The sequence below is a fragment of the Maridesulfovibrio frigidus DSM 17176 genome, from assembly GCF_000711735.1.
Taxonomy (GTDB): domain Bacteria; phylum Desulfobacterota; class Desulfovibrionia; order Desulfovibrionales; family Desulfovibrionaceae; genus Maridesulfovibrio; species Maridesulfovibrio frigidus.
Genome location: NZ_JONL01000003.1, coordinates 73,238 through 100,064 on the forward strand (window position 1 = coordinate 73,238; position 26,827 = coordinate 100,064).

Here is a 26,827-nt window from a genome sequence, read left to right on the forward strand (position 1 = left end):
TTGGTGCACCTACGCTTGTGGTCGCGTTGAGGTTTGCTCGTGAGAAAATAGAAATTTCTTAACAAACTACCTCTACAAAGGGCCGCAGGCGATAATTCGCCGGCGGCCCTTTTTTTTGATTTGAGGCCGCCACTGGCAGCGGTTCTTATATAAAGGCAAAACTACCGGAGAAGTAAAATGGATGTTGGTAAAAAGATTAGACTTGAAAGAATTTTCAATAGAGCAACTGAAAGAACAATAATCGTCCCTATGGACCACGGTGTTAGTGTTGGTCCAATAGCTGGACTTGAAAATATGCGTAATGCTGTTGATGATATGGTAGCTGGCGGAGCCAATGCCGTTCTTGGGCACAGAGGCCTTGTTCGTTGCGGACATCGTAGCGAAGGACAGGATTGTGGTCTTATTGTTCATCTTTCTGCAAGCACTTCACTTTCCCCCACTCCAAATGCTAAAATCCTTGTAGGTACTGTTGAAGATGCTCTTCGCCGCGGTGCTGACGCTGTAAGTGTCCACGTTAACCTAGGTGACGAAACTGAAATGCAGATGCTTCGTGATCTCGGTGAAGTCTCTGACAAAGCGACCAGTTGGGGAATGCCTATTCTCGCAATGGTTTACGCTCGTGGGCCTAAAATTAAAGATGAGTTCGATCCTGAAATAGTTGCTCATTGTGCCCGTGTTGGTGAAGAACTTGGCGCAGATATCGTTAAAGTTTCTTACACTGGTGATCCTGAAACTTTCGGGCGTGTTGTTGATGGTGTTTGTATTCCGGTTGTTATTGCAGGTGGCCCTAAGCTTGATTCAACCCAGTCTTTCCTTCAGATGGTTTCAGACTCCATTAGCGCAGGTGGCTCCGGTCTTTCCGTTGGACGTAATGTCTTTCAGCATAAGAACCGCGTAAGACTGGTAGAAGCCCTTAGCAAAGTTGTTCATCAGGATGAAACTGTTGAAGCTGCTCTTAAATACATCGGCGAATAACATAATTGGAAATTAAGATGAAAAAGATAGTATACAAAGCAATACCGTTCGATAAAAATCTTTTGACTATTGCTCTCGAGTCCGGCGTAGACGCCGTTCTCGCTGAGCCTGAGCATAAGGATGCGATCACTGAACTTGGCAGAGTTGTTGTTATTACTCCTGAAGAAATGCCGCTTGTTGCGATAAATCAGAAGAGTGATGAAGACATTGCCATCGACCTTTCCAAAGATGGCACCGAAGTTTGTCTTGCTAAGGGCTGGGAAATTATCCCGGTTGAAAACATTCTTGCACAGGTCGATAAGCTTGCCCTTGAAGTTGAATCCTTGGATCGTGCAACTCTTGCCGCAGGAGTTCTTGAACGAGGCGCAGATACCATTGTTGTTCTTCCCGAAGCAGCGCATGAGCTGAAAGCAATTGTCGCGGAACTAAAACTTAGTCAGGGTCACATGGATTTACAGAAAGCTAAGATTACCAAGATTGAATCCGCAGGACTTGGGCACCGTGTTTGTGTTGATACTATTTCCATGCTTAAGAAAGGGCAGGGAATGTTGGTCGGTAATTCCAGTGCATTTACATTTCTGGTACATGGCGAAACCGAGTCCAATCCTTATGTTGCAGCTCGTCCGTTCCGTGTTAATGCCGGAGCTGTTCATGCTTACGCACAGATGCCTGGAGATCGCACAACTTACCTTCAGGAGCTGGCTTCCGGTACGGAAGTACTTATAGTTGATGCTGAAGGTAAAACTTCTATTGCAACTGTAGGTCGCTGTAAGGTTGAAGTCAGACCAATGCTGCTGATAACTGCCGAAGTTACTACCCCGCAAGGGCCTGTAACCGGTAAAGTGTTTTTGCAGAATGCTGAAACAATCAGAGTTGTGAGCGCAACAGGTGAGCCTGTAAGTGTAGTAACAATCAAGCCGGGCGACGAAATTTTATGCCGCTTAGACGATGCTGGACGTCATTTCGGAATGCGTATCAGTGAAGAAATCGTTGAGGACTAGTAGTAAATGCCAGATTCTAAAAAAGAAAAATTAGATGTTCTCAGAGTAACAATAGACACTCTAGACACACAAATCCTGGATCTTCTTAATAAAAGAGCTGAAGCTTCTTTGTCTGTCGGGGCAGTAAAAGCTGGATCTGCCGATCAGATTTTTAAGCCTTTTCGTGAGCAGGAAGTTCTTAAAGGGTTGAGTGATCTAAATCCGGGGCCGCTCCCAGAAGAGCATCTTGAAGGTATATACAGGGAGATCATTTCTTCTTCGCGTAGATTGCAGCGGCCTGAAAGGGTCGTTTATCTAGGGCCTGAAGGAACCTTTTCGTACTTTGCAGGTCTCGAGCATATGGGACGTCAGGCTGACCTCGTCCCTAAAAATAACTTTGAAGACATTTTTGTCGCAGTTTCCAAAGGGGAAGCCGATTTAGGTATTATCCCTCTTGAAAATTCACTCAAAGGGACAGTTGGGCAAAACGTTGATTTATTCATGCGTTATCCCGTGTACATTCAAGATGAAGTTTATAGCCGTATTAGTCATGGCCTTATTACTAAAGGTTCAGGACTGGATAAGATCAAGACTGTATACTCGCACTCAAAAGCTATAGAGCAATGTGCTGGCTGGCTACGCACCAACTTGCCGAATGCGACTCTTCAGTCTGTTGATTCTACAGCAAAAGCTGCTGAAATGGTTGCGGATGGAGATGATTCTTGTGCAGCTCTGGGTAACATCAAGCTGGCAAACATTTTTGGCCTTCATGTTGTTGCCGAAGCAATTGAAGATTTGCCTGACAACTGGACAAGATTTTTAATAATTGGACCTAAGCCCGGTATTGAGGGTAAAAGAGATAAAACAACTATCCTCTTTACTACGCCGGATAAGCCGGGTGCATTGGTTGGTGTTCTTGGTGTCCTTTCGGGCAAAAGTATCAACATGACCAAACTTGAATCTCGTCCTTTCCTTGGCGAAAAGTGGAAGTATATGTTTTTTGTGGATCTTCAAGGTGATCTAAGCACTGAAGAGTATGAAAGTATTATTGATGAACTCAAGGAACGCTGTCTTACTTTTAGAATTCTGGGAAGTTATCCTAGCGGTTCGCAGGGTGGCAGCAAGTTTTAGTTCTTACAACTGCTTTTAAAAAAAACACAGGGATAAACGGATGACTTCCGATACATGTATTAAAATTAAGGCTCCTTCATCGAAATCTTTGTCACATAGGGCGCTCATTGCGGGCGCTTTTTCCGCAGGGACTACAACGGTGCTTGATCCATTAGATAGTAATGATATTAAGCGCACTATGGATTGTCTCACCTCAATGGGGGCAGAATTCAGCGTTGAATCCGGCTCTACTATAGTAATAGGTATGAGCGGAGGCCCTAAGGGGGGCGATAAAGAACCTGCTATCCTTGAAATGAGAGATTCTGGAACAACTTGCAGGCTCATTACTGCGATTGCAGGGGCTGGAAAAGGGCAGTTTCGCATTCAGGGTACATCCCGCATGCATGATCGTCCTATCGGTGAATTAACTAAAGCTCTCGAATCTCAGGGTGTGAAAGTTACTTTTGCTGAGAAAGAAGGATATCCTCCGGTAATACTTGAGTCGGATGGTTTCAGCGGCGGTGAAATGGAAATTTCTCTTGAGGAAAGCAGCCAGTATTTATCCGGTTTGCTTCTTGCCGCTCCATATGCGAAAAAGAGCACAACAATAACAGTTGTCGGTAAAAAAGCCGTATCGTGGCCATATGTTGCTTTGACCCTGAATGTGATGGAAGATTTCGGTGTCTCATTCGCTGTAGAAGTTATTAGCGATGGCAAGTGGGTGCAAACAGATTGGCGCTTGGTGGAGCAGGTTATACCTGGCGAGATCAGATTTGTTGTGCAGCCTTCAAAGTATCAAAGCGATAGTTGCCGCGTTGAGGGTGACTGGAGTAATGGATCATACTTCTTAGCCGCCGGAGCTGTTGGTCAGCATCCTGTTAGAATTGATGGTTTAGCTATCGATTCTTTGCAGGGAGACAGGGCCATTGTGGATATTTTGAAAGCTATGGGTGCTAAAATCGAAAGTGACTCTAACGGGGTTACAGTTTTTCCCTCAAAACTTCATGGCATCGAAGTAGACATGGGACTTTGTCCTGATTTAGTTCCGACAGTAGCAGTTGCTGCTTCTTTTGCAGATGGTCCTACTACTATAACTAATGTAGCTCATCTGAAAATTAAAGAATGTGATCGTTTAGATGCAAGTGCTACAGAGGTTATTAGAGCAGGTGGAAAGGCCGAAGTCGGTGATGATTTCATAAAAATTATTCCTGGGACCCTTAAAAAGGGTGAAAAAATTGTCTTTTCGACATATGACGATCACAGACTGGCAATGAGTACGGCTATTTTCAGCTTGGCAGGCATTGAAGCTGTTGCAGAAGATCCGGATTGCGTTAAAAAGTCATTCCCGAATTTCTGGAAAGAATGGGATAAAATCAAAAAAGGTAATGGTTGCTAAAATGGAATCTGAGTTTAACAGAATTCACAGCATAGCCGTAATTGGCTCAAGAGGACAGATGGGCGGATTTCTAGCCCTGAAAGCCGAGCGTGCGGGTATTCTCGTACATCGGTTTGACCAGCCTCTTGACGAGGAAGAGATGGCTCGCCTTCTTCCTAAGAGCGACTTTGTGCTGCTTTGTATTCCTGTGACCGTTATGGATGATGTGCTTCCTATGGTTGTACCTCATATGAAGAAAGGCGCGGTTCTTTCTGATGTAGGCTCTGTTAAAGGGCGTCCGTTGCAGCAGATGATCAGGGCTTATGACGGCCCTGTGGTCGGAACCCATCCTTTGTTCGGGCCTACCATTCCTGTTGATTTTGATCCAACCGTTGCTCTTGTTGCAGAGCGTGATGGAGACAAACCTTCGCTGCCAGCGGTTAAAGATTTCTTTGAGCGGTTAGATTTCGGAGCATTCGAATCTACAGAAGAAGAGCATGACCGGGCAATGGCAATGATTCAAAGTTTAAACTTCAGTTCCTCCATAGCATTTTTTGCATGTGCGAGAGAACTTCCTAATATTGAAAAGTATGTGACTCCATCTTTTAAGCGCAGGCTTGAAGCCGCTAAGAAAATGGTGACACAGGACAGTGACCTTTTTGTAACTATTTCTGGTGCAAATGAGTATAGCCTTGAAGCTATTCGCTTGTTTCGTTCGTTCCTAAGCCTTGCTGCGTCTGGAGATATGGATCTTCTTTCCGAACGCGCATCTTGGTGGTGGCGTGAAGACAATAAATAGGAGAATAGCATCAAAAAAATTTTAAGCCGTATTCTCCTAGAGGATGCGGCTTTTTTTATATGCCTCGTTTAAGCGAGCACTTACTGTAAAATTAAAAAAGTGGAGTAAATATATGAAAATCGAATTGACGCAGTATGGCAAATGGTTGCCGGCTGATGTGCAAACTCCGATCAGTCTTTATCTTGGACTTGTTGGGGATGCACCGGGAATACTTCTTGAGAGTGCTGAGGTTGATGGAAGGCTTGGGCGTTACAGTCTTATAGCTTGGGATTTTAGACTTTCTTTGACTCCTGTGCGCGGGAAGCTTTCTGTTGAATGTGCGGATTCTCGTCTGGCAGGGCTTGCCCAGTATTCAGGTATGGACTTTCTTGAAGGTCTTCGGGCTGTTATGAAATCCCTGCATGTAGATGCGCAGGATGAAGTTGGTCCGCTTCCGGCTTTTACTAGGGGTTTATACGGTACGCTCGGTTACGGATTGGCAGGAATGCTTGAGCCTAAGCTGGCAGATAAAATTCCAGCCAAAGATGCTGAGGTCCGTCTCGTTTTACCGGGCAGGGCAGTTTTGTTTGACCACCTTAAGCACCGTTGCTGCTTCCTATCTTTAGATGAAGGGGCAGAGCCTGAATTTACGCCTCAGGATTTCACCAACAAAACCGAACCGACTGTCGTTGGCGAACCTACAGTTTCTCCAGGACGTGAGAAGTATATTGAAGGTGTTAAAAAAGTTAAAGATCTTATCGCAGAAGGTGAATGTATCCAGGTGGTTCTATCCACTCGTTTTTCAGCTCCTTTTGCCGGAGATTCTTTCAACCTATACCGCAGACTGCGTCAGGCAAATCCGTCCCCATTCATGTTCTATATGAAGTTCAGCCGTGAAGAGATTCTGCTTGGATCATCACCTGAAATGATGGCTCGTTGTGAACGCGGCAGACTTGAAGTTCGCCCCATTGCCGGAACCCGTCTTAGAGGCGTTGATGCTGCAGGAGACCTGAAAAATTCCGAAGAACTGCTTGCTGATCCGAAAGAGCGTGCGGAACACGTAATGCTTGTTGATCTAGGTCGTAATGACCTCGGGCGCATTGCTAAGGCTGGGACCGTTACCGTTGAGAAGTTTATGCAGGTTGAATATTTCAGTCACGTTATGCATCTGACTTCTTATGTCGAAGCGGACCTTCGCGACGATCATGATGCTATCGATGTTTTGCAGGCGACTTTCCCTGCTGGAACTTTATCCGGCGCTCCTAAAATCAGGGCTATGGAAATTATCTCCGAAATTGAAGAAGTTCCCCGTGGACCATACGGCGGAGCAATTGGTTTCATTGGTTTGGATAAAGATTCTATTAACCTTGATACCGGTATAACTATTCGCTCCATGTGGATCAGAGATGGCAAGTGCCACTGGCAGGCTGGGGCTGGAATTGTTTATGATTCCATCCCTGAAATGGAATGGGAAGAATGCAATAATAAGGCAAGAGTTTTACGGGAAATTTTGCAGTCGGAGGGTGGCGATGTTTTTGCTTGTTGATAATTACGATTCATTCACTTTCAATTTGGTGCAGGCGTTTCAGCAGTTAGGTGCTGAGCCTCTGGTTCTAAGAAATGATCGCGAAGAAATTCTTGAACTTGCCGAATCTGGTAAACTTGATCGCGTCTGTCTTTCTCCCGGACCAAGCCGCCCTGAAAATGCGGGTCTGAGCCTTGAATTTTTGTCGCGCTTACCAAAGGAAATTCCAGTTCTCGGTGTTTGTTTAGGTCATCAGACCCTCGGTCATTTCGGCGGAGCATCTGTTGTGCGCGCGGACCGCATCATGCACGGTAAAACTTCTGAAGTTTATCATAGTAATGATGGACTTTTCAGGGGGATGGATAATCCCTTTCAGGTTTGCCGCTACCATTCATTAGTCGTGAATGTTGATGAAGCTATCGATATGATGGAACTTACTGCTTGGACAGACCAGAAAGAAGTTATGGGATTACGTTATAAGGACCGTCCATGGGCAGGGGTTCAGTTTCATCCAGAGTCAATTTTGACTCCAGATGGACCGAAGCTTCTTAAGAACTTCCTCGACGGTAGTATTTAATCAACTCTCAAGAATTTAAGGATGATAGGGTGAGCAAAATGGCAGAATGTGTAACCTCGGCTTTAAATGAACTTGCCGCAGGGAATGATCTTTCAACAGAACAGGCTGACTGTGTTTTTGAAGAGCTTTTTACTGGGAAAGTCTCGCCCGTACAGGCAGGAGCTTTGCTCATGGGACTGCGCACAAAGGGTGAAACATCCACAGAAGTGGCTTCCGGTGTAAAGGCTGCTCTCAAGGCAGCTAAACTTGTTACAGGTTTAAGTGGTCCTTGTATTGATACCTGCGGGACTGGCGGAGATGGAAGTAATAGCTTTAACTGTTCCACCGCTGTGGCTTTGTATCTTGCCGACATGGGCTATAAGGTTGTTAAGCACGGTAACAGAGCAGTTTCATCTTCATGCGGAAGTGCTGACATTTTGGAAGAGCTTGAAATACCAATCGACACGACTTTCGAAAATGTTTCAGAAGTTCTTGATCGCGATAATTTTGTTTTTCTTTTTGCTCCCAATTATCATCCTGCTTTTGGCATAGTCGGGCCCATCAGAAAAGAGCTTGGTATCCCGACTCTATTCAATCTTATGGGACCTCTTTTAAATCCTGCTCGTCCTACACATCAGGTGCTGGGTGTCGGTCGTCCAGAAATAATGCGCCTTATGGCGGAAGTTCTCGCTTTGACAAAAGTGGAGAAAGCTTACGTTGTTCACGGTGCTGGTAATTTTGATGAGCTGACACCATTTGGCGTTAACAAGGCTGTTCTTGTGGATAATGGCAAACTCACCGAGCTTGAAATTAATCCTGCTGACTATGGTTTCGCGGTTTCTGATCCGAAAGATGTAGCAGTTACAGACCGCAAGAATGCGCTTGAAACTATACGCAAAGTTCTAGCGGGAACAGCGCCACAGCCGATGCTTGATATGGTTGCATTAAATCTCGGGGCCGCGATTTCATTACTTGATGGAATCAGTCTTGCCGACGGAATTAAGAAAGCAAAAGCCAAAGTATCCACTGGCGTAAGTAAGGAGTATTAGAAAATGCTTGAGAAGTTTCGCATAGCCAAACAGGGCGAAGTGGACATGCTCCACAAGCTTGATGCGGAAGGAAAACTTCCCGCGCCTTACACAGGTGAGCGCCCTTCATTTGCTGATGCAATTAAGCGTGACAAGTCAGGTATGAAGGTTATCGCTGAATATAAACGGGCCTCTCCTTCAAAAGGGATTATAAACCTTGAGCTTGGCCCTGTTGATATAGCTAATATGTATGCACGGGGCGGGGCTTCTGCCATTTCGGTCTTGACCGAAGAGCTATATTTCAAAGGTAGTCTTGACTATCTCGATGAAATTAAGCCCTGCGGGTTGCCGATGCTACGTAAAGACTTTTTGGTTGATCCTCTACAGGTCATCCAGACTTCGGCAACTCCAGCTTCAGCCCTATTAGTTATAGTACGTATGTTCGAAGATGACGCATCGCTTAAGGACATGATTGATAAAACTCATGCTGCCGGGCTTGATGCGGTGGTTGAAGCTTTTGATATGGACGACCTTATGCGGGCTAAGAAGGCCGGAGCGCGGATTATTCAAATTAATAATCGCGATCTTGATAACCTCGGTATCGATATGAATAGGTCGGTCGAGTTCATTAAAGAGCGCGATGATAATGAAATATGGATTTGCGCCAGCGGCATTAACGAGCCTGATGATTGTACGAAAATGGCTGAACTTGGCTATGACTGCGTACTGGTAGGAACCTCGATAATGTCAAACGCGAGTCCCGAAGATAAGCTGGCATCTTTGGTTGAAGGGGCTGCGCGATGAATTTACTCGTAAAAGTTTGCGGCATGACCCGTGCAGAAGATGTGGAAGCTTGTGAAGAGCTAGGTGCTGACTTTTTAGGTTTCATCTTTCATCAATCAAGCCCTCGCTGTGTTGATGAGGCTTTTGCCAGTTCAATTGTTACCAAAAAGGCCAACAAAGTTGGTGTTTTTGTAAAGCAGAGCGCAGCGGAAGTTCTTGCAATTTTAAAAAATGGAAAGATTGACTATGCGCAGCTTCATGGCGGGCAGAACGAAGAGTTTTGCAACGCCATCGGAAAGAACCGCATTATTAAAGTTCTTTGGCCCCAGCGGTATGATTCTGTGAAAGAATTTCAAGAGGATATTGACCGTTTTACCCCGCATTGCACCTACCTTCTTTTTGACGCAGGAAGTTCTGGTGGCGGACATGGAAAGACGCTTGATTTCTCAATTTTTTCAGAAGTCAAGATTCGGATTCCATGGCTATTGGCCGGCGGGTTATCAGCTAAAAATTTGATGGATGCTATAAGTGCTGCGAAGCCAAGTGGTGTTGACCTTAATTCCGGAGTTGAAGTCAGCCCCGGTATAAAAGATAAATATAAATTGAGTGCAGCTTTTGTTTCAGTGCACTTAGCAAATAAGAGGAACCAGTCATGAAAAGAGGATACTTTGGAGATTTTGGTGGACAGTTTGTGCCTGAACTGCTCATGCCGCCGCTTCTAGAGCTTGAAGAGGCTATGGGAAGAATTTTAAAGTCGGCTGAATTTCAGCAGGAATATACTAGCTTACTCAAGAATTTTGTAGGGCGTCCTACCGCTCTTACTCATTGCCAAAATCTTTCCCGAGAGCTTGGATTCAACCTCTGGCTGAAGCGCGAAGATCTAGCACACACCGGAGCGCATAAAATCAACAACACTGTTGGTCAGGCTCTGCTTACTAAGATGATGGGTAAGCCAAAGATGCTTGCTGAAACTGGAGCAGGTCAGCACGGAGTTGCTACCGCTACAGCGGCGGCTTTGCTTGATCTTGAATGTGATATTTACATGGGCGCAATTGATGTGAAACGCCAGTCTCACAATGTTCGCCGCATGGAGCTTTTCGGTGCAAAGTGTATTCCTGTTCATTCAGGAACGCAGACATTAAAAGATGCAATCAACGCAGCTATGCGTGTGTGGATAGCAAACCAGCGCACCACTCATTACTGTTTTGGAACTGCCGCCGGAGCGCATCCGTTCCCACTTTTAGTTAGAGAATTTCAGTCCGTAATCGGGCGTGAGGCTAAACAGCAGTTTAAAGAACGCACTGGCGAAATGCCTTACATGGTTGTCGCCTGTGTTGGTGGCGGGTCCAATGCAATCGGTATGTTCCACGAGTTTGTTAACGAAAAATCCGTTAAGATCGTGGGCGTAGAAGCTGCCGGAACTGGCGAGCCTGGATGTACAAATTCAGCACCTATTAATCTAGGTACTCCGGGAGTGCTTCACGGGATGAATACTCTGTTATTACAGAGTGATGACGGGCAGATACTTCCATCACATTCCATCGCCGCGGGACTGGATTATCCGGGCGTAGGACCAGAGCATGTTCACCTACATGCTACTGGCAGAGCTGAGTTCGGCATGGTTAACGATAGTCAGGCTATCAATGCTTTCCAGATGCTTTGTCAGAAGGAAGGAATTCTTCCTGCTCTTGAAAGTTCACACGCAGTAGCGTGGGTTATCGAGAACAAAGACACCATTCCTAAAGACGCAAACGTAATTGTTAACCTGTCTGGTCGTGGTGATAAAGATATGGATATCTTGGATGATTACCTTGCGCAGCACGGAAAATAGTGGAGCAAATAAAATGAGTATTACAACACTTGCTGATAAAATAAATGATGCCAATGCAAAAGGGCGCACAGCTCTTATTCCATTTCTTCCCGGTGGATATCCTAATAAGGAATCGTTCTGGAAAGAAATCCTAGAGCTGGACGCAAATGGCGCAGATATAATCGAAATCGGAATGCCTTTTTCTGACCCTGTAGCTGACGGACCCGTTGTCGAAGCGGCTTCAATGAAATGCCTTGCTGACGGAGTTAATCTTAAATGGATTATCGAGGGACTAGCAAAAGTTCGCTCGCAGATAAACGCAGGAATCGTATTGATGGGATATTACAATCCCGTCTTGCAATACGGACTTGAAAAGTTTGCAAAAGATGCCAACGGAGCCGGAATAAATGGGCTAATCATCGCCGATTTACCTTACGAAGAGGGTCTTGAGTTTCGTGACTTGCTAGCAGCAAACGAAGTTGCGCTAGTGCCACTCGTCGGCTTAAACACCGAGCCTGAGCGCATGAAGCTATATGCCGATGGCGGAAACGGGTTCTGCTATTTCGTATCAGTACTCGGAACAACTGGTGATCGTGATTCTTTGCCTGAAGAGATTAAAGTAGGGCTCAAGCACGCTAAGGACATATTTGATATACCCGTAGCTCTAGGGTTCGGACTAAAGCATCCGTCACAGTTAGAACAGCTCGAAGGGCTGGTCGACGCAGCTGTTTTCGGATCTGCTCTTATTCGTCATATTGATGATGGTAAAAGCTGTGCGGAATTTATGAAAGTTTGGACTTAATAACAGGCTTTTGACTACCAGAGGGGGAACTTTTTTAGGAAAGTTTCCCCTTTTTTACGGATAAACAACAGCCCAGTCTTTGGTTCTTTCATTAATTACGCCAGATTGCCTAAGCGCACGGTCAATGGTCCCATTTTCTCTTAATATTCTAAGACCTTTTTCAAGAGATTTATATACACATTTTCCTTGATGGTGTTTTTTGGAAATCATGAAGTTTCTGCTGTCTGCGAATACTATTTTAGCATTTGGAATAGGGCGGAGTTCTATGTTTTCGACTGTTCGTGATAAGTTGTCGCGATTTGGGAATTCTATTAGTGAAAAATCTGCACGACCTTTCCCCATCATTTTATAAATCAGTTCGTACTTCGGAGCTGTTTCAATATGTGTAAAACCCATTTTTTTTAATAATTTAGAATCCGCCGCCCATGTATTTCCAATTAGTGGAATCTGTTTTTTTAGTGATTCGAATGGTGGACACATGTCTAGTAAACAGGAATCTTTTTTCACGTATATACCTTTTTGAAAATCCCCTGCCTGGATGAGCGGGGTTGTCATATATACTGATTCGTCAAAGTCGCTTTTACACATATCCTCAGCAAGTAGTGTTACTTTGCCTTTTTTTACTTCTGTCATAGCGCGCCCTGAGTTTGGGTAGCACTTGAATTCCATTTCGCAGTCAAATTCTCCGGCGTGTAGTGCTTGGATAAGAATAAGGAGCGAAACCAGACTTCGACTCATTTCTGGTCCACCGTAATCGCTTATTAGTAAAGGATCCCCGCCGTTTTTCTTTATGTAATTTTCGTAGCTATTAATGGTTCTGGTGTTGGTTGCTACCAAAATGTGTTCAGAAGATATGGCGAATGTTGGCGTAAGTAACATAATTAAAATTATGGAAAATATTGTTATTTTATTCATTCTCAAGTGTGTTTTAAATTTATATGTTCGAAGGTGTATGTTTTTTAGAGAATATGTAAGTAAACACTTTCAGAAAGTAAAGCTCAAATTATGAATAAAATAACTCTAGGTGGCTGCGCAGGTAGAACTTCAGATGTGTTGACGATTATAACATGTCTAGGTTGCTGGTGTTTTAGGGAAGGGAGGGTGTCGGATAAATAATATCCCAGTCTTTAACTTTTTCATTAATAATATAGGACTGTCTAAGAGCTCGCTTTATTGTCCCGTTTTCCCGCATAATTTTTAGTCCCTTTTCCAGAGCTTCGAATACGATCTTACCTTGCGGGTGCTTTTTAGAAACCATAAAATGTCTGCTATGTGGAAATACTACTTTAACGTTTGGAAGCGGGTATAAGTCGCCGTCAGTACTTTGTACAATCAGATTTTTATTTAGTGGAAAATCTAGTAAAGTGAAGTCTGCACGGTCTCTATTAATCATTTTGAAAAGGAGATCATATTGCGGCGCAGTTTGTATGTTTTTGAATCCGATTTGTTTTAATGTTTCTATATCAGTGGTCCATGTGTGCTCGACCAGAGGCGTTTTCTTTTTTAGGGATAGAACTGTAGGATTATTTTTTAGTAAAAGAGATTTTTTATTAACGTAAATCCCTTTCTGAAATTCTCCGCGCTGTAAGAGAGGTGCTGTTTTGTAAACAGAGTCATCAAATTCTTGTTCCCAAATGTCAGATGAATATAGAACCGCGCGCCCGTTTTTTACCTCATTGATAGATCTTCCCGGGTTAGGGCAGGTAATAAAAAAAAAGTCTGAGTTCATACCTCCTAAACTTAGGGCCTGCCGTAAAATAAGCATAGATACAGCTGGTCGCGAAGAATCAGGTGAATAGTAATCCGCAATAGCAAGAGGATCCCCACCTTTGCTTTCGACTAAATGCAGGTAGCTCTTCTTGGTTCCCTTGTTACCTGCAATCGGAATTATTTCTGATGCGGTTGTAGGCGCAGGAGCGAGGAGTAATAGTACGGAAAGAATGAAATAAATAAAATTCATATTATGGTTATTTTGAGGTTCTGTGTACACGTTCACAAAAAAATAATGTATTTCTTATTGGAGGTAAAGCTTTAAACTTTCGCAACAGGTAAAGTCATTATGATTGTGAATCCATCGCTTGTATTTGTGGCATGTATTAGCCCTTGATGTATGTTTGCTATCTTTTGAGCTGCCGCAAGGCCGAGCCCGTAACCAGGAGTGTCGTGACCTTTTAAACGATGGAAAGGGTTGAATATTTCTTTAAGATCTTCTTCTGGAACCGGCTCATGACTATTGGTCACACTTACAACCACTTCCTTCATTTGTTCGTTGTTTTTAGCCGCCCGTAAGTCTATCTTGATAGTACCGCTTTTATCGGTGTATTTAAAAGCATTTCCCAGAACATTATCCAGCATTATTCTAATGCCGTTTTGGTTGCAGTCCGTGATTTTTACGTCGGAAAGGTCAGTCTTTATTTCAAGGTGCTTATGATCCGCAGTGGGTTGGTACTGGTACAGCAACTCAGTAATTAATAAATTAAGATCAACAGAATCTTCCATGGCTGGGCTTTTTTGCATGTCCAGCTTAGAAAATTCAATTATTTTACCGATTAATATGTCCATATGTGCAATCTCAGCCTGCATGCCACTGATAAAAACTTCGCACTGAGCAGCTTTTTTGTCGTTAATCCGCTCCCTTATCATCTCCAGAGAAATACGCATCCTAGCTAGTGGGCTTCTTAACTCATGCGAAACATTTGCTGTGAGCTCTCTGCTACTTTTGATTATCTTTTCCAGACTTCCAGCCATGTGGTTGAAAGTTCTTGCCAGTTCGGCCACTTCGTCTTTTCCGCGCACTTCTACGCGCTGCGTTAAATCTCCTTGGCCAAGCTTTGCCGCTTTTTTGGTGAGTTCTTTGATTGGTCTGATTATTCTAAGAGCCACCGGAAGCAGGAAAATAGCCGCAAGTAATGTTATTAAAACCTGCCCGCGCAGAAACCAGATTTCTTCTTCAAACCTGCTCCATGGGTGAAATATATGATAAGTGAAGGGGTAGCCCTCTGGCCGTTTGGAAGCATAAGTTCCATAAATGGATTTCATGCCTTTACTGCGCTCTCTGTATATGTAGGCTCCTTCAAGTGTTTTTTTAGGCGCGTCTTCAAGGTGGACCGTGAGGTCAGGAATTTTTTCTTCTGATGAAGCTATTACTTCAGAATATGGACCGGTAATCCACACATTTGCGTGAAAAGAATCGCTCAGAGCTTTCAGTATAGGGGTGAGGGTTTCTTTTTCTTTTCCGGCAGAAAGCTGATTTAAATCCATTTCCATTTCAGTGAGGTTTTTAACGGTCATGAGCTGACCTTCAGTTCTCTTCATGCGGGGACTGCCACCCCATCCTGAATGAATTATCGAGATGACCGTAAATTCAGAAATCATGAGCACAAGCAAGAATGCTAGAAAAATTTTTAGGTAGAGCCTACTTATTTTCATTTTTCACCCACGAATAGATAGCCGGTTCCCCACACAGTTTTTATTCGCGATTCGTGGTTCTGGTAGGGCTTTAGAAGGGCGCGGAGCTTACTTATATGTACGTCGATGCTGCGATCGAATGCGTTAAAATCTTTGCCCCAGACTGAGGTCATGAGATCATCACGGGTGAGCGGATCGCCTGCATTTTCCATCAGCGCGTGAAGTAGTTTAAACTCTGTAGAAGATAGTTCAAGAGTGTCACCTTCTATCTCTAATCTCTGATGAGGTATGTTCAAAGTCAGCCCTGCGACGTTTATGGTGCTCGAATTTTTAGCGTTTCCATTGCGCTCAGAATCTTGAGCACGGCGAAGTACAGCTTTGATCCTAGCCAAGAGCTCGCGGGGGTTAAACGGCTTGGACATATAATCATCCGCGCCTAGTTCGAGGCCGACTATGCGGTCAGTATCCTCTCCTTTCGCGGTGAGCATGATTACCGGAACATTTGAATGCGGGCGTAGGTCTCGCAAGACTTCAAGGCCATCTTTACCGGGCATCATTATATCTAAGATGATAATTGACGGGTGCACTTTTTTTACCGTTTCAACACATTTATCGCCGGACGGAAGAGTGTTTACCACGTAGCCGTATCCATCAAGATACTGGCTTAACAGGTCTCTAAGTTTAGAATCATCGTCGATTATGAGAATGGATAGTTGTTTTTCCATAACACTTAGATACCCATACAAACTGTTTCATGCAAAGAGAGAAATCGTTCTTTTTACATTTGTTAACAATTTTTATCATAAGCATAATACTCTTTTCTCTCCTTTGCGGTAGTTAGTGAAAAAATGAATCGTAACGGAGATATTATTTATGCCCTCATTTAAATATAAATTTTTAATTTACAGCTTGATCACGGTATTTAGCGTGTCAGCTTGTTCCCCTTTTAAGCCTGATCCTAGAGGGGGCGAACCAATGGGGCTTCCTTTAGCGTATGAGCTATATTCCACTGAACCCGAAGATGGTGGAAAGTGGTGGGAAAGGCTTGGAAGTGCGGAACTTAACGGGTTTGTTGATGAGGCTCTAACATCTGATTTTGATATCCGTATTGCATGGGCAAAATTACGTCAGCTTCGTGCTACAGCTATTAAATCCGGAGCAGATAAATATCCTACCCTCGACGGGAGCGGTTCATCCAGTAATGCTATGACAGGTTCTGACGGAACTGAGAGTACAAAAGGCTCTACTTCAACAGATAGTTATGAGCTTGGGCTGACTCTTTCTTATGAGATTGATGTATGGGGAAAGATTGAAGCTAAGGCCAAATCCGGCCAATTGGATTTTCTTGTTTCCCGTGAAGATGTAAGTACTGCAGCGATGACTGTTGCAGCGGAAGTTGTCTCAAGATGGCTAGAAATTCAGGCACAGCGCCAGAAGAAAGTTATACTTGAACAACAGGTTGAGACTAACCGGATTTACCTAGATCTCATCGAACTCAGGTTCCGTAATTCTCTTGCTACTGCGTTGGACGTTTATCAGCAGCGTGAAAACGTAGCTCGTGTGAATTCTTTAATTCCTCCAATAGAATCCCGCGAAAGACTTTTGCTGAATGAATTGGCACTTCTCATGGGACGTCCCGCCGGAACTGTCCAAGTTCAGACAGCTCTTTATCCTGATCTTGAGCCTATTCCGGGCCTTGGAATTCCTTTCGATCTTATTGCAAAACGCCCTGATATTCGCGCTGCAGGACTTAAACTACAGTCCGCAGATTGGGCCATTACTGCCGCAAAAGCGGATAGACTTCCTAGCTTCAACCTTACGGGTAATGCGGCACTGACAAGTGCGCAAATAGCAAATATTTTCAGTGGCTGGATGGTTGGCCTTGCTGCTTCTATTGCGGGTCCAATTTTTGATGGTGGTCTTCGTGCAGCGGAAGTCGAAAGGACTCAGGCTGTTGTTGATGAGAGGTTAGTGAATTATAAACGTACTGTTTATACTGCGTACAAAGAAGTTCAGGATTCTTTGATTCAGGAATCCTGGCAGAAGAAATACATCACAGCCCGCAAAAATCAGCTTGAAGCCGCAAAAAAGAATCTGAACGAAGCTGGTTCCCGTTACTTACAGAGTCTTGAAGAGTATCTCCCGGTTTTGAATGCTTTGCTTAGTGTTCAGAGTTTGGAGATTAATATTGTTGACGATGAATCCAATCTTTTATTGTACAGGGTTTCGCTCTACCGCGCACTTGGCGGAAGTTGGACCGATTCACTTCAGTCTGCAGATGAGCTTCCTCGTGAAGAAGGCAACATGACTGCCGCAGAGATCAAAACTGCTTCCGCAGAATAAGGATACTTAGATATGACAAAAAAATTAATGTATTATGTAAAAAACATAGGCCTGAAAGGGGTAATACCTCTTTTGATCGTTGGCTTAGCGATATTTGGAGCACAGATGCTCATCAAAACTAAGCCAGTTGCAAGAAAAAAAGCTCGGGTAAGCTCGGCCCCTCTGGTTAATGTTTCCAGTATGAAACCACAGGAACTTAGGATCTGGACTCCTGTTATGGGAACGGTTGAAGCGTCGCGCAAAATTTCGCTTGAGCCTCAGGTTACAGGTAGAGTTATTTCCGTGAGTGATTCTTTTATTCCCGGTGGTTATTTTGCAAAGGGCGATGAACTATTACGCATTGACCCCTTGGATTATGAACTTGCATTGAAGCAACAGCAGTCTGTTGTCATCGAAGCTGAGTATAATCTAAAGCTTGAACGGGGACACCAAAAAGTTGCAGGCCGTGAGTGGAAGTTGCTGAGAAAATCTTCTGGTGGAACCGTGCAGGAAGCCGAATTGGCGCTTAGAAAACCTCATCTTGAAAAAGCTGAAGCAAATCTTGCCGCGTCTAAAGCTAAATTGCGCCAATCCCGTGTTAATCTATCTCGTACAAGGGTTCGGGTTCCCTTTTCTTCCATGGTTGTGACTAAAGATGCCGGACTTGGAGCTAATCTAGCCGCGCAGGAATCAATTGCCACTATGGTTGGTACTGGCGAATTCTGGGTGATGGTTTCTGTGCCTGTAGATCGTTTAGACCGTATAGTGATTCCAAGTGCAGCAAACGAATTTAAAGGGTCGGCAGCACGGGTTCTTTCCGGCAGCAACGGTAACTCTTATGAACGAGAAGGACATGTTTTACGTCTTTTGCCTTCTCTTGAATCAAAGGGGCGTATGGCGCGCGTGATTGTTGCAGTTGAAGATCCATTGAATTTGAAAGGAACCCCGGGCGTTCTTCCTTTGCTCCTTGGAAGCTATATTAATGTATATATCGACAGTGGAACCCTAGACAGTGTTTTTGCTATACCGCGCTCAGCCTACCGAGATGGCGATACCCTTTGGATCATGAATGATAACAGTGAATTAGAAATTAGAAATGCAGAGTCGCTCTGGCGTGATTCGGATTACATATACCTTGAAAAGGGTTTGGTCGAAGGTGAGAAACTAGTTACCTCCGATATTTCTACCCCTTTGCATGGAATGAAGCTTCGCGAAAATGTGTCCGCAGTAGAAATGGATAATACCGATGGCTGATATTATTAAAAAGATAACCGGTCCCATTGCTTGGATGGCAGGTAATTCAGTCGCTTCGAACCTTTTGATGGCTATTCTGCTTGTTGGTGGCCTTTTGATGGCTTTCAGCATTAAGCAGGAAGTTTTTCCTGAGTTCTCCGACGATACGGTAACAGTTTCTGTTACTTACCATGGAGCCAGCCCTGAGGAAGTTGAACAGGGTATTGTGCTGGCGGTTGAAGAAGCTGTTATTGGATTGGATGGGGTAAAGGAAGTCACAAGTTCTGCAGCTGAAGGCGGCGGTTCCGTTACTATTGAAGCTCTTGAGGGATATGACCTTCAACAGCTGTCTCAGGATGTTAAGAGTGAAGTTGATCGTATTACATCTTTCCCTGAAGAGGCGGAAGACCCTTCTGTAAAAGCTTCCAGTCATAAACGTCAGGTTTTGACTTTAATGGTTTACGGTGATGAAAATCCTTTGATTCTACGTAAACTGGCAGAGCAGTTGCGTGAAGAGTTGATCAGTGATCCTGGTATTACTCAGGTTGACCTTTCGGAAGTAAGTGGACTGCAGGTTTCAATTGAAGTGCCACAGGATAAATTACGTGCGTATAATCTTACTTTAACTGAGGTTGCTAAAACTATTAACGCCGCTTCGGTGGAACTGCCTGGTGGTGGTATTAAAACTGGATCTGGTGAAGTTCTCGTACGTTTTAAGGAGCGTAAAGATTTTGCTAGGGAATTTGCCCGTGTACCCGTTGTTACAGGAGATGATGGAACACAGATCCTGCTGGAAGATATCGCGGATGTAAAAGAAGATTTTCAAAGTGATGATAATCTTACTTCATATAATGGTAAACCAGCAGTTCGGTTAAATGTATACAGAGTTGGAACTCAGACCCCCATAACTGTTTCTGACGCTGTTCACGCAAAACTGAAAACATTTAATGCCGGTTTGCCTCCTAGCGTACATGTTGATGTGCGAAATGATTCTTCTGATGTATTTAAGCAGCGTATGGATCTTTTGCTTAAAAATGGATTCATGGGACTTGTCCTTGTGTTTATTTTTCTGGCTTTGTTTCTTGAGCCAAGGCTTGCATTCTGGGTATCCATGGGGATTCCTATTTCTTTCTTAGGTGCAATGCTGATTCTTGCTCCGGCCGGGGCGAGTATTAATATGATTTCAATGTTTGCCTTTATCATTTCTCTGGGTATTGTTGTTGATGATGCTATTGTTGTCGGGGAAAATGTTTATACTATGCGACAACAGGGCATGTCGTGGCAGAAAGCCGCTTATGAAGGGGCGAAAAGAATTGCCATGCCTGTGACATTTAGTGTTCTCACGAATATTGTGGCGTTTATGCCTCTATTCTTTATTCCCGGTGTCATGGGGAAAATATTTAAGATTATCCCGCTGGTAGTGTGTAGTGTTTTTGCAATTTCATTGATTGAAAGTCTTTTTGTTCTTCCCGCTCATCTTGCTCATGGTAGCGAGAAAAAGCCGGGTAAGATAATGAGCTTTATTTTAAGAAACCAGCAAAAGGTATCAAAGGGATTACTGGTCTTTATTGATAAGGTATATCGGCCTATTCTTGATAGAGCTATTGCATGGAAATATTTGACAGTGGCCCTTGGAATTGCCTGTCTGTTGGTTTCATTTGCATATATTAAAAGTGGACGCCTCGGGTTCACCATGTTTCCGAAGATCGAATCTGATTATGCATACCTGACCGTTGATTTGCCATATGGAACAGCGAAAGAAGTAACCCTACAAGTTCAGAATAAAGCTCTCAGAGCTGCAGAAATCGTTAAGAAAGCAAATGGCGGCGATGAACTTGTGCGTGGTATTTATTCTAAAATCGGTGGGGCTGGGCGTGGCAAATCAAGTGGTAGTCATGTTCTAAAGATTCAAATTTTTCTGGCTGAATCTGATGTTAGACAGATTTCAACTGATCAGTTTGTAAAGCAATGGCGCCGTGAAATGGGTCTTCTTGCGGGTGCTGAATCAGTCCTTTTTGAGTCAGACCGTGGCGGTCCGGGATCTGGTGGATCGCTTGAGATTGAACTTAGTCATAGTGATGTGGATGTTCTAGAAAAAGCAGCAGCTTCGCTGGCTGAGTCGCTTGGCACATATCCTAAAGTAAAAGATATTGATGATGGATTTTCACCAGGTAAAAGACAACTCGACTTTGAGCTTTTACCAGAAGGTAGAAGTTTAGGTTTAACTCCGCAAGCTGTAGCTTCTCAAGTGCGTGCGGCCTATTATGGCGCTGAAGTTCTTCGGCAGCAGCGTGGTCGGAATGAAGTTAAAGTCATGGTTCGGTTACCCCTCTCTGAAAGGGTTTCTGAGTATAATCTTGAAGAAATGATGATCAGAACTCCTGAAGGTACAGATGTTCCTTTGCGGGAAGTTGTTAAAATTAAAGGTGGAAGATCATATACATCAATTACTCGCAGAAACGGGCGAAGGGTTGTTTCTGTAAGTGCTGATGTAAATCCGCGTAAAGAAACCTCACAGATTATTACCTCGGTGAAGAGTGATATTCTTCCACAGCTTAAAGCCGACTATCCGGGCCTTGGATTTTCTCTTGAAGGTAAACAAGCGGAGATGCAGGAAAGTACCGATAGTTTGTTCTCAGGTCTGGCAATGGCTATGATGTGTATTTATGCACTTCTTGCAATCCCTTTCCGAAGTTATTTTCAGCCGATTATTATCATGTTCTGTATTCCTTTCGGGATAGTTGGGGCGGTAATAGGGCATATACTTCTGGGATACAGCCTTAGTCTTATGAGTCTATTCGGTATTGTTGCTCTTAGCGGGGTTGTGGTTAATGATTCGCTGGTCTTTATTGACTACGTGAATAAAATGAGGCGCAAAGGGCATTGTGCATATGATGCGGTTCTTGCGGCGGGAACAGCACGTTTCCGGCCAATTATGCTAACCACATTAACGACTTTTGGTGGACTTGCTCCAATGATTCTTGAAACATCAAGACAGGCGCGCTTCTTGATTCCAATGGCGATATCACTTGGCTTTGGGATACTTTTCGCAACAGCAATTACCCTGCTCTTAGTGCCTTCTTTCTATATGATATTTGAAGATATCAGGCTCGGTATACGTAAATTGTTTAATCTTCCCATTGCGGAAGGACCTGTTGATGGACCTATTGAGAATGTTCCAGTTAAGTTTTGTGAACATAAAGATGACTAATTACCGTAATTAGAATGATATAAAAAATCCCGACCGAGAATATCTCGGGCGGGATTTTTTGTTGTGGGTAGTTGTTCTAAACTATGCAGATTTCGTACGTCCGATGGTCAATGCCGCTATAAGTGCTACAGCTTTTGCCGCCACCAGTATGGAAAGGCTGTAGCGGAAGTCCGGAAGGGTAAATTCTTTTGCGCCATGGGAACTTGCAACAAGCATCCAGCCGATAATTGGCTGAGCGAGAGCACTTCCGCCGATCAAAAAAGTATTAACGAACCCGAGTGAAATACCGTTGGCTCCTTTGGGGCTGATGTCATTACCATATGCGTAGGCGACAACATTACCGCTGCAAAAGAAGCCGAGCAGGAACATAAGTCCATACATCAATTGCATCGGAATTCCGGGCAAATATACAACTGCGCTAACACAGATAAGTCCGCCAGAAGCGGCAATAATCATGGGCAGACTGCGTTTGCCTAGTTTGTCGGAAAACCAGCCGAAAAAGAAACTACCCGGTATTGCGCCGACAAAGAGCATGGAAACCACAATCGCCGCATTGGTGGATGATATGCCGTAGAGTTTCGCTATGAAGGATGTTCCCCACAAAGCGCCAAAGCCTGTATATATCATATTTATAGTAGCGGCGTAGCTCGCGTTCAGCCATGCGTGCGGATTGGATGCTATAGTTTTAAGTGCGGTAAGAGCTTCCGCTAAGCCTGACCCTCTGTCTGCAAGAGTGTGCTTTTGAATAATGACTGGAGGGTGGTCTTTAACCAGAAATATTATTAGAAGAGCTACAATCCCGCCAAATGCGGCGATGCCTAGGATAGTGCCGTGCCAACCTGAAACTGCCACCGCGCGGGTGAGCGGAGCCTCGCCCATTACAGCCCCGACCATGCCTATAATATTGGTAAGTCCTACCATGGTAGCGAATTTTTCGGGCGGGAACCAGTTGGATACGAGCTTTAGACAGGATACGAAGGAAAAACCCGTAGCCGCGCCAAGCATGATTCTAACTCCGATTGCCTCTGCGGGGGTGGTCGTGAAGGTAAAAAAAGCCCCAGCGCAAGTAGAAACAATGGCGGCAATGGCAAGTGGACGGTGCGGGCCGAATCTATCCGCCATGATCCCGATTGGGATTTGCATGAGCGCGTATGAATAGAAATATACTGATGAAATAAGTCCCATAGAAGCCGCATCGGCGTGGAAATGCGCGGCAAGTTGCGGCTCCATTGCGCTTGGGGCGACTTGCTGCATGTAGTCGTAGAAGAAATATAAAGTGGCTATGGCCCATACTGCCCAAGGCATTAGCGGGTGGGATATTTGGGATTTTGTTGTCATTGTATGTGGGGTTTTAGGATTGTTATTCTGAACCTCATGACTGTGAAGATAAAAAGATCTTAGGTCAACCTAGGGCGTGGAATTTCTTGCAATAATGCTGTAAGCTCTCCCTCATGTCAAAACGCCCGATACTTGTACTTCAGATGCAGCGAATGGGGGATTTAATCCTTTCCTTTCCGCTTTTTCTGTGGCTTGAGAGAACTTACCCCGGTCACCCCATTTGGGTTGTGGCGGAGGAGAAGTTCTTCCGTCCCCTGATGCCCTTAAGCCCGCAGGTGGTCTACTTCCCTTGGGCGGGACTTGGTGTTCTTCGCAAAGAAAAATACGAGCTGATCATAAATCTTAGCATCCGCAAGCAAGCGGCCTCTCTTGCGGGTGAGCTTAGCTCAGAAGGCAAGCTTGGGCCTGTTTCTAACTCTGATGGCGATGCTTATATCCTTGGAGATTGGCAACTTTACCGTGCAAGTGTGGTCCATAATAATCGGCACAATCGCTTTCATTGGGCGGACTTGAACGCGCTGGACTGCATACCTTTGGATACTATTTCCCGCACATCTTGGTCAGACCCCCGTACTTTACATGGCGGAGATAAGCGCATTGGACTGTTTCTCGGAGCAAGCGAGGAATCTAAGCGCCCTACTGTGCCTTTCTGGGCTGAACTGTGCTCGGAAATACTTAGCCGCGGCATGAAACCGGTGCTTTTTGGCGGTCCTGATGAAACAGGGCTTGGCGCAGAGGTTACGCGTGCTTTCGGTGGCCCTGTGCTCGATATGACTGGCAAGTTAAACCTTGGCGAACTTGTTGCTGTGGGCCAGTCTTTACAACTTTTCATCACACCTGATACTGGGCCTATGCATCTTGCTGCATGGTCTGGCCTGAAGGTGCTGAACCTTTCCATGGGTAATGTTAACCCTTGGGAAACTGGCCCTTATCAGAATGACCATTATGTGCTGCGCTCGACTATGAGCTGCGCGCATGGTTGCTGGGCATGTTCGCGGGATAGGCTTCATTGCCATGATCCCTTTGTTCCTTCTCGTATAGCGGCCATTGCAAAGAGTATGATGCGTGATGATAAGGCTGCGCTTTTAAAAACTTCTCTACCGGGATTGCGTCTTTATTCGTCTTTACAGAGAACGAGCGGGTTGTATAAATTGCAGCATTTTAGCGGTCATTCTTCTGGGGCAGGAGATCGGCTAGGGCTTTTCTGGCAGGAATTCTTCGGTATGTCCTTCGGCTTATGGGATGATGCTGGAACTAAGCTGATATGGGCTGATTTCAGTGAAAATCACCCGCGTCTGGCTCAGAAGATGCGCTCACATTTGCCGGGGTTAGGCAGCGAGTTTAGTAGAGGGCTGGCTAAAAGCGCTCCTCTGTCCGATAATTTCTGGAATTCATGTCCACTTATTATTCGTCAATTCGCTGGATATATTCATCTTTTTCTTCAAAATAACAACTATGATCGCCCGTCGTGGATCAAAGTTTTATCTCTCTACGAACGACTTGCTTCTATAGTAAGTGGCAGCTGATTTTCACTGAACTATTTTCCCCTCTCGGAATAATATTCCCTTTTTTGCCTACCATTATTTATTTTAACATGCTGTAATAATTCATGTTCAGTTTTGGCACGCCTTGTGAAAGAAGAGTTCTCGAGGAGCTAAAAAATGCAAATACTTCCACATCTCGATCAAAGTACCAATGAATTGGCAAAGATTACAGACAGGTCCAACTTGGTTGAAGACTCTTATCGTTCTTCAATGTTCGATGATTTTCTTTACTCAAGCAAGGAGGCTGGTCTCGAAAGTGTCTATCAGCCTGTGCAGGAAGCTGTTGCCGACATCCGTTCTACTTATGATGAAGCACCTAGTGAAAGTGTGCAGTATGATGATGAGGTTCGGAGTACTTCTGAATATATAGAAGAAGCCGCGCGGGAAGTAGCAAATCAGTCTGTTGATCAGCAGCCTCAGGATATCAAGGTCAGTCGTGAAGATTGGAATGAAATCAAGGAAGAGCTTGAAGAGTATGGCGTAGACAAGAAGGACATTGTTGATCTTGAAGAAAAGGTCATGAGCGAGGGTGGCCTAAGTTACGGTGAACTTGTTAGTGAGCTCACCGGCATGATGACGTCCGTAAAGGGTTTTACGCTAAATCCTGTTCAAGAGCAGAATATGCATTCCCTCTTTTCGAAGCTCGGATTCACTCCAGATGAATCTAAGGGAATGCTTACAAAAATTTCTCAGGGAAAGATGGGGGAAGTTGTTGAACAGGTACAGGCTAAAATTGCCTCTCTTCCTGATTCTCAGCCGCTCCAACTTTCAGAAGATGAAACTAAAACTCTCAGCGAATTTTTTAAGCTCTCAGGGGAAAAGACTTCGCAGCTCGCTAAGATGGTCATGACAGAAGGATCTACCGTCGGCTCTGTTAAGAAGGGATTCTCAATGCTGGAAGATGTCTTGACTGAGAATACTGCAGTTCAAGATGCGAAGGATCTTGATCTGGTTAAGACTGTTAGCAACTCTTTGCAGAACTCTATTGATAAGGCTTCCGATCAGACTCCGGATAATTTCCGCATGGCTTCTGCAAAGGTTATTCGCGACTCCATGGGAGTTGGCAAAGATATTAGCGAAAAGAATAATCCTACTGCTGGTGAAGGGGAGCCTGAGAATAGTCATTCCGTAATGACTGGTAAAGATACTGTTGGAGTTGCTTCAAGCAGTACTACAAATCATTCAGGAGCTAACTCAGAAGCTAAATCAGCAAATAATTTAGATGGTAAGTCAGATAAGAGTTCTACAGCCGGTAATCAGAAGGGTGCTTTTGAAGGCAACGCTCAGGATAAGAATACCTTTGGCAGTAGCACTAACGGTGACTCCCAGACTAATCAGGATGGAAACAATTCAGCGAGTGGTGATACTAAGTATACAGCTAAGCACTGGCTTGAAAATATTCTCACAGATTCCAAGGATGTTGACACTTGGAATGACTTTTTCGGCAAGCTGACTGATGGCTCTACTATTAAGGGAGAGTCTGCTCTTCTGGGTGAGGGACTTGGATCTTCTAGTATGGGAGCTCTTAAGGGGGCTGCTACAGCTGCTCAGGCTGGCAAGACTAGTGGCATGTGGGCAAATACTGCCCGGTCAAATGTTCTCGAGCAGGTTCAGGAAGGTGCTTTTAAGAACCTTGGGCAGGGAACTAAGCAACTTACTCTTACGCTTAACCCTCTTGAACTTGGCACAGTTAACGTCATGATTCAGGTTAAGAATAAGGAAGTGCAGGCAACTATAAGAGCAGAAAGCCCAGAGACTGCAAAGGTCATTGCAGAACAGCTGGAAGCCGTTAAGCAAGTTTTGGAAGAACAGGGACTTAAGGTAGAAAAGCTTGAAGTTCAGACCGGTCTTGCGGATAGCGAAACTCAGGATTCATGGAACGGCGCACAGGATCATAACAGCGCACACTATCAGGAGATGATGGCTGGAATGAAGAAGCGTTGGCAGGCTCTTAGACAAGAAGGAACCTCTTTGGCCCAAGATATGCAAAATATAGAGCATGCGGCAACAATTTCCCAAAGTGGATTGCATGTAGTCGCTTAACGAAAA

The 26,827-nt window shown here is 44.5% G+C and carries 22 protein-coding genes; 17 read left to right on the plus strand and 5 right to left on the minus strand.

All coding sequences use genetic code 11. From position 1 onward, the window contains the following. Positions 1–177 precede the first annotated feature (177 nt). The 12 genes from BR06_RS0107640 (at position 178) to trpA (ending at position 11,722) form a co-directional block, all read left to right on the plus strand. Positions 178–975, plus strand: coding sequence for a 2-amino-3,7-dideoxy-D-threo-hept-6-ulosonate synthase (locus BR06_RS0107640; RefSeq protein WP_031481877.1), 798 nt, complete (start codon positions 178–180; stop codon positions 973–975). 17 nt (positions 976–992) lie between these two features. Continuing rightward, positions 993–1,976 (plus strand): 3-dehydroquinate synthase II family protein, encoded by a 984-nt coding sequence (locus tag BR06_RS0107645; protein ID WP_031481878.1) that lies wholly within the window; start codon positions 993–995, stop codon positions 1,974–1,976. Between the two features lie 6 nt (positions 1,977–1,982). After that, entirely contained in the window at positions 1,983–3,086 is a 1,104-nt protein-coding gene (gene pheA, locus BR06_RS0107650) for a prephenate dehydratase (RefSeq protein ID WP_031481879.1), read from the plus strand. Between the two features lie 40 nt (positions 3,087–3,126). Further along, positions 3,127–4,461: a 3-phosphoshikimate 1-carboxyvinyltransferase gene (gene aroA / locus BR06_RS0107655; protein ID WP_031481880.1), complete on the plus strand. Its 1,335-nt coding sequence runs from the start codon at positions 3,127–3,129 to the stop codon at positions 4,459–4,461. Position 4,462: 1 nt separating this feature from the next. Then, the gene (locus BR06_RS0107660) at positions 4,463–5,239 is read left to right on the plus strand and encodes a prephenate dehydrogenase/arogenate dehydrogenase family protein (RefSeq protein ID WP_031481881.1); all 777 of its coding nucleotides are present in this window, start codon (positions 4,463–4,465) and stop codon (positions 5,237–5,239) included. A gap of 112 nt (positions 5,240–5,351) precedes the next feature. Beyond that, a complete protein-coding gene (locus tag BR06_RS0107665; protein ID WP_031481882.1) occupies positions 5,352–6,764 on the plus strand; it encodes an anthranilate synthase component I family protein in 1,413 nt (470 codons plus the stop codon). Next, on the plus strand, positions 6,748–7,320 hold the full coding sequence (locus BR06_RS0107670) for an anthranilate synthase component II (RefSeq protein WP_031481883.1): 573 nt from the start codon (positions 6,748–6,750) through the stop codon (positions 7,318–7,320). Before BR06_RS0107665 ends, BR06_RS0107670 begins: the two co-directional genes overlap by 17 nt. A 38-nt stretch (positions 7,321–7,358) precedes the next feature. Beyond that, the gene (trpD, locus tag BR06_RS0107675) at positions 7,359–8,348 is read left to right on the plus strand and encodes an anthranilate phosphoribosyltransferase (protein WP_031481884.1); all 990 of its coding nucleotides are present in this window, start codon (positions 7,359–7,361) and stop codon (positions 8,346–8,348) included. Positions 8,349–8,351: 3 nt separating this feature from the next. Next, positions 8,352–9,131, plus strand: coding sequence for an indole-3-glycerol phosphate synthase TrpC (locus tag BR06_RS0107680; protein WP_031481885.1), 780 nt, complete (start codon positions 8,352–8,354; stop codon positions 9,129–9,131). Next, positions 9,128–9,766: a phosphoribosylanthranilate isomerase gene (locus BR06_RS0107685; protein ID WP_031481886.1), complete on the plus strand. Its 639-nt coding sequence runs from the start codon at positions 9,128–9,130 to the stop codon at positions 9,764–9,766. Before BR06_RS0107680 ends, BR06_RS0107685 begins: the two co-directional genes overlap by 4 nt. Next, complete coding sequence (trpB, locus tag BR06_RS0107690; protein WP_031481887.1) at positions 9,763–10,941, plus strand: tryptophan synthase subunit beta; 1,179 nt, start codon at positions 9,763–9,765, stop codon at positions 10,939–10,941. Before BR06_RS0107685 ends, trpB begins: the two co-directional genes overlap by 4 nt. Before the next feature lie 13 nt (positions 10,942–10,954). Continuing rightward, positions 10,955–11,722, plus strand: a complete 768-nt coding sequence (gene trpA, locus BR06_RS0107695; protein ID WP_031481888.1) for a tryptophan synthase subunit alpha — start codon at positions 10,955–10,957, stop codon at positions 11,720–11,722. A 54-nt stretch (positions 11,723–11,776) separates the two neighbouring features. Here the strand turns inward: trpA and BR06_RS0107700 are convergent, their stop codons facing one another. From BR06_RS0107700 to BR06_RS0107715, 4 genes are all read right to left on the minus strand, one after another. After that, the gene (locus BR06_RS0107700) at positions 11,777–12,637 is read right to left on the minus strand and encodes a type 2 periplasmic-binding domain-containing protein (RefSeq protein WP_031481889.1); all 861 of its coding nucleotides are present in this window, start codon (positions 12,635–12,637) and stop codon (positions 11,777–11,779) included. Between the two features lie 172 nt (positions 12,638–12,809). Further along, positions 12,810–13,682 carry a type 2 periplasmic-binding domain-containing protein gene (locus BR06_RS0107705; RefSeq protein WP_031481890.1) on the minus strand — a complete coding sequence of 291 codons (873 nt, stop codon included), beginning with the start codon at positions 13,680–13,682 and terminating at the stop codon, positions 12,810–12,812. 71 nt (positions 13,683–13,753) lie between these two features. Continuing rightward, a complete protein-coding gene (locus tag BR06_RS0107710) occupies positions 13,754–15,151 on the minus strand; it encodes a HAMP domain-containing protein (protein ID WP_031481891.1) in 1,398 nt (465 codons plus the stop codon). Then, on the minus strand, positions 15,148–15,855 hold the full coding sequence (locus BR06_RS0107715; RefSeq protein ID WP_031481892.1) for a response regulator: 708 nt from the start codon (positions 15,853–15,855) through the stop codon (positions 15,148–15,150). The genes BR06_RS0107710 and BR06_RS0107715 overlap by 4 nt, the downstream gene beginning before the upstream one ends. A gap of 250 nt (positions 15,856–16,105) precedes the next feature. Between BR06_RS0107715 and BR06_RS0107720 the strand changes: the two genes are divergently transcribed. From BR06_RS0107720 to BR06_RS0107730, 3 genes are read left to right on the plus strand one after another with little or no spacing between them, the layout of a single operon-like run. Then, positions 16,106–17,473, plus strand: coding sequence for an efflux transporter outer membrane subunit (locus BR06_RS0107720; RefSeq protein ID WP_235727688.1), 1,368 nt, complete (start codon positions 16,106–16,108; stop codon positions 17,471–17,473). Between the two features lie 12 nt (positions 17,474–17,485). Further along, positions 17,486–18,706 (plus strand): efflux RND transporter periplasmic adaptor subunit, encoded by a 1,221-nt coding sequence (locus BR06_RS0107725; RefSeq protein ID WP_031481894.1) that lies wholly within the window; start codon positions 17,486–17,488, stop codon positions 18,704–18,706. Beyond that, a complete protein-coding gene (locus BR06_RS0107730; RefSeq protein WP_031481895.1) occupies positions 18,699–21,896 on the plus strand; it encodes an efflux RND transporter permease subunit in 3,198 nt (1,065 codons plus the stop codon). The genes BR06_RS0107725 and BR06_RS0107730 overlap by 8 nt, the downstream gene beginning before the upstream one ends. Before the next feature lie 81 nt (positions 21,897–21,977). Here the strand turns inward: BR06_RS0107730 and BR06_RS0107735 are convergent, their stop codons facing one another. After that, positions 21,978–23,234, minus strand: coding sequence for an MFS transporter (locus BR06_RS0107735; protein ID WP_031481896.1), 1,257 nt, complete (start codon positions 23,232–23,234; stop codon positions 21,978–21,980). 152 nt (positions 23,235–23,386) lie between these two features. On the opposite strand from BR06_RS0107735, the gene BR06_RS0107740 reads away from it, so the two are divergent. Both BR06_RS0107740 and BR06_RS0107745 read left to right on the plus strand, forming a co-directional pair. Continuing rightward, a complete protein-coding gene (locus tag BR06_RS0107740; RefSeq protein WP_235727689.1) occupies positions 23,387–24,760 on the plus strand; it encodes a glycosyltransferase family 9 protein in 1,374 nt (457 codons plus the stop codon). A gap of 135 nt (positions 24,761–24,895) precedes the next feature. Next, positions 24,896–26,821, plus strand: a complete 1,926-nt coding sequence (locus tag BR06_RS0107745; protein ID WP_031481898.1) for a flagellar hook-length control protein FliK — start codon at positions 24,896–24,898, stop codon at positions 26,819–26,821. Positions 26,822–26,827 lie beyond the last annotated feature (6 nt).

Coding starts and splice junctions, on each gene's coding strand:
- BR06_RS0107640 (WP_031481877.1), top strand. CDS start 178: ATGGATGTTGGTAAAAAGATTAGACTTGAAAGAATTTTCAATAGAGCA.
- BR06_RS0107645 (WP_031481878.1), top strand. CDS start 993: ATGAAAAAGATAGTATACAAAGCAATACCGTTCGATAAAAATCTTTTG.
- pheA (WP_031481879.1), top strand. CDS start 1,983: ATGCCAGATTCTAAAAAAGAAAAATTAGATGTTCTCAGAGTAACAATA.
- aroA (WP_031481880.1), top strand. CDS start 3,127: ATGACTTCCGATACATGTATTAAAATTAAGGCTCCTTCATCGAAATCT.
- BR06_RS0107660 (WP_031481881.1), top strand. CDS start 4,463: ATGGAATCTGAGTTTAACAGAATTCACAGCATAGCCGTAATTGGCTCA.
- BR06_RS0107665 (WP_031481882.1), top strand. CDS start 5,352: ATGAAAATCGAATTGACGCAGTATGGCAAATGGTTGCCGGCTGATGTG.
- BR06_RS0107670 (WP_031481883.1), top strand. CDS start 6,748: ATGTTTTTGCTTGTTGATAATTACGATTCATTCACTTTCAATTTGGTG.
- trpD (WP_031481884.1), top strand. CDS start 7,359: ATGGCAGAATGTGTAACCTCGGCTTTAAATGAACTTGCCGCAGGGAAT.
- BR06_RS0107680 (WP_031481885.1), top strand. CDS start 8,352: ATGCTTGAGAAGTTTCGCATAGCCAAACAGGGCGAAGTGGACATGCTC.
- BR06_RS0107685 (WP_031481886.1), top strand. CDS start 9,128: ATGAATTTACTCGTAAAAGTTTGCGGCATGACCCGTGCAGAAGATGTG.
- trpB (WP_031481887.1), top strand. CDS start 9,763: ATGAAAAGAGGATACTTTGGAGATTTTGGTGGACAGTTTGTGCCTGAA.
- trpA (WP_031481888.1), top strand. CDS start 10,955: ATGAGTATTACAACACTTGCTGATAAAATAAATGATGCCAATGCAAAA.
- BR06_RS0107700 (WP_031481889.1), bottom strand. CDS start 12,637: ATGAATAAAATAACAATATTTTCCATAATTTTAATTATGTTACTTACG.
- BR06_RS0107705 (WP_031481890.1), bottom strand. CDS start 13,682: ATGAATTTTATTTATTTCATTCTTTCCGTACTATTACTCCTCGCTCCT.
- BR06_RS0107710 (WP_031481891.1), bottom strand. CDS start 15,151: ATGAAAATAAGTAGGCTCTACCTAAAAATTTTTCTAGCATTCTTGCTT.
- BR06_RS0107715 (WP_031481892.1), bottom strand. CDS start 15,855: ATGGAAAAACAACTATCCATTCTCATAATCGACGATGATTCTAAACTT.
- BR06_RS0107720 (WP_235727688.1), top strand. CDS start 16,106: ATGGGGCTTCCTTTAGCGTATGAGCTATATTCCACTGAACCCGAAGAT.
- BR06_RS0107725 (WP_031481894.1), top strand. CDS start 17,486: ATGACAAAAAAATTAATGTATTATGTAAAAAACATAGGCCTGAAAGGG.
- BR06_RS0107730 (WP_031481895.1), top strand. CDS start 18,699: ATGGCTGATATTATTAAAAAGATAACCGGTCCCATTGCTTGGATGGCA.
- BR06_RS0107735 (WP_031481896.1), bottom strand. CDS start 23,234: ATGACAACAAAATCCCAAATATCCCACCCGCTAATGCCTTGGGCAGTA.
- BR06_RS0107740 (WP_235727689.1), top strand. CDS start 23,387: ATGGGGGATTTAATCCTTTCCTTTCCGCTTTTTCTGTGGCTTGAGAGA.
- BR06_RS0107745 (WP_031481898.1), top strand. CDS start 24,896: ATGCAAATACTTCCACATCTCGATCAAAGTACCAATGAATTGGCAAAG.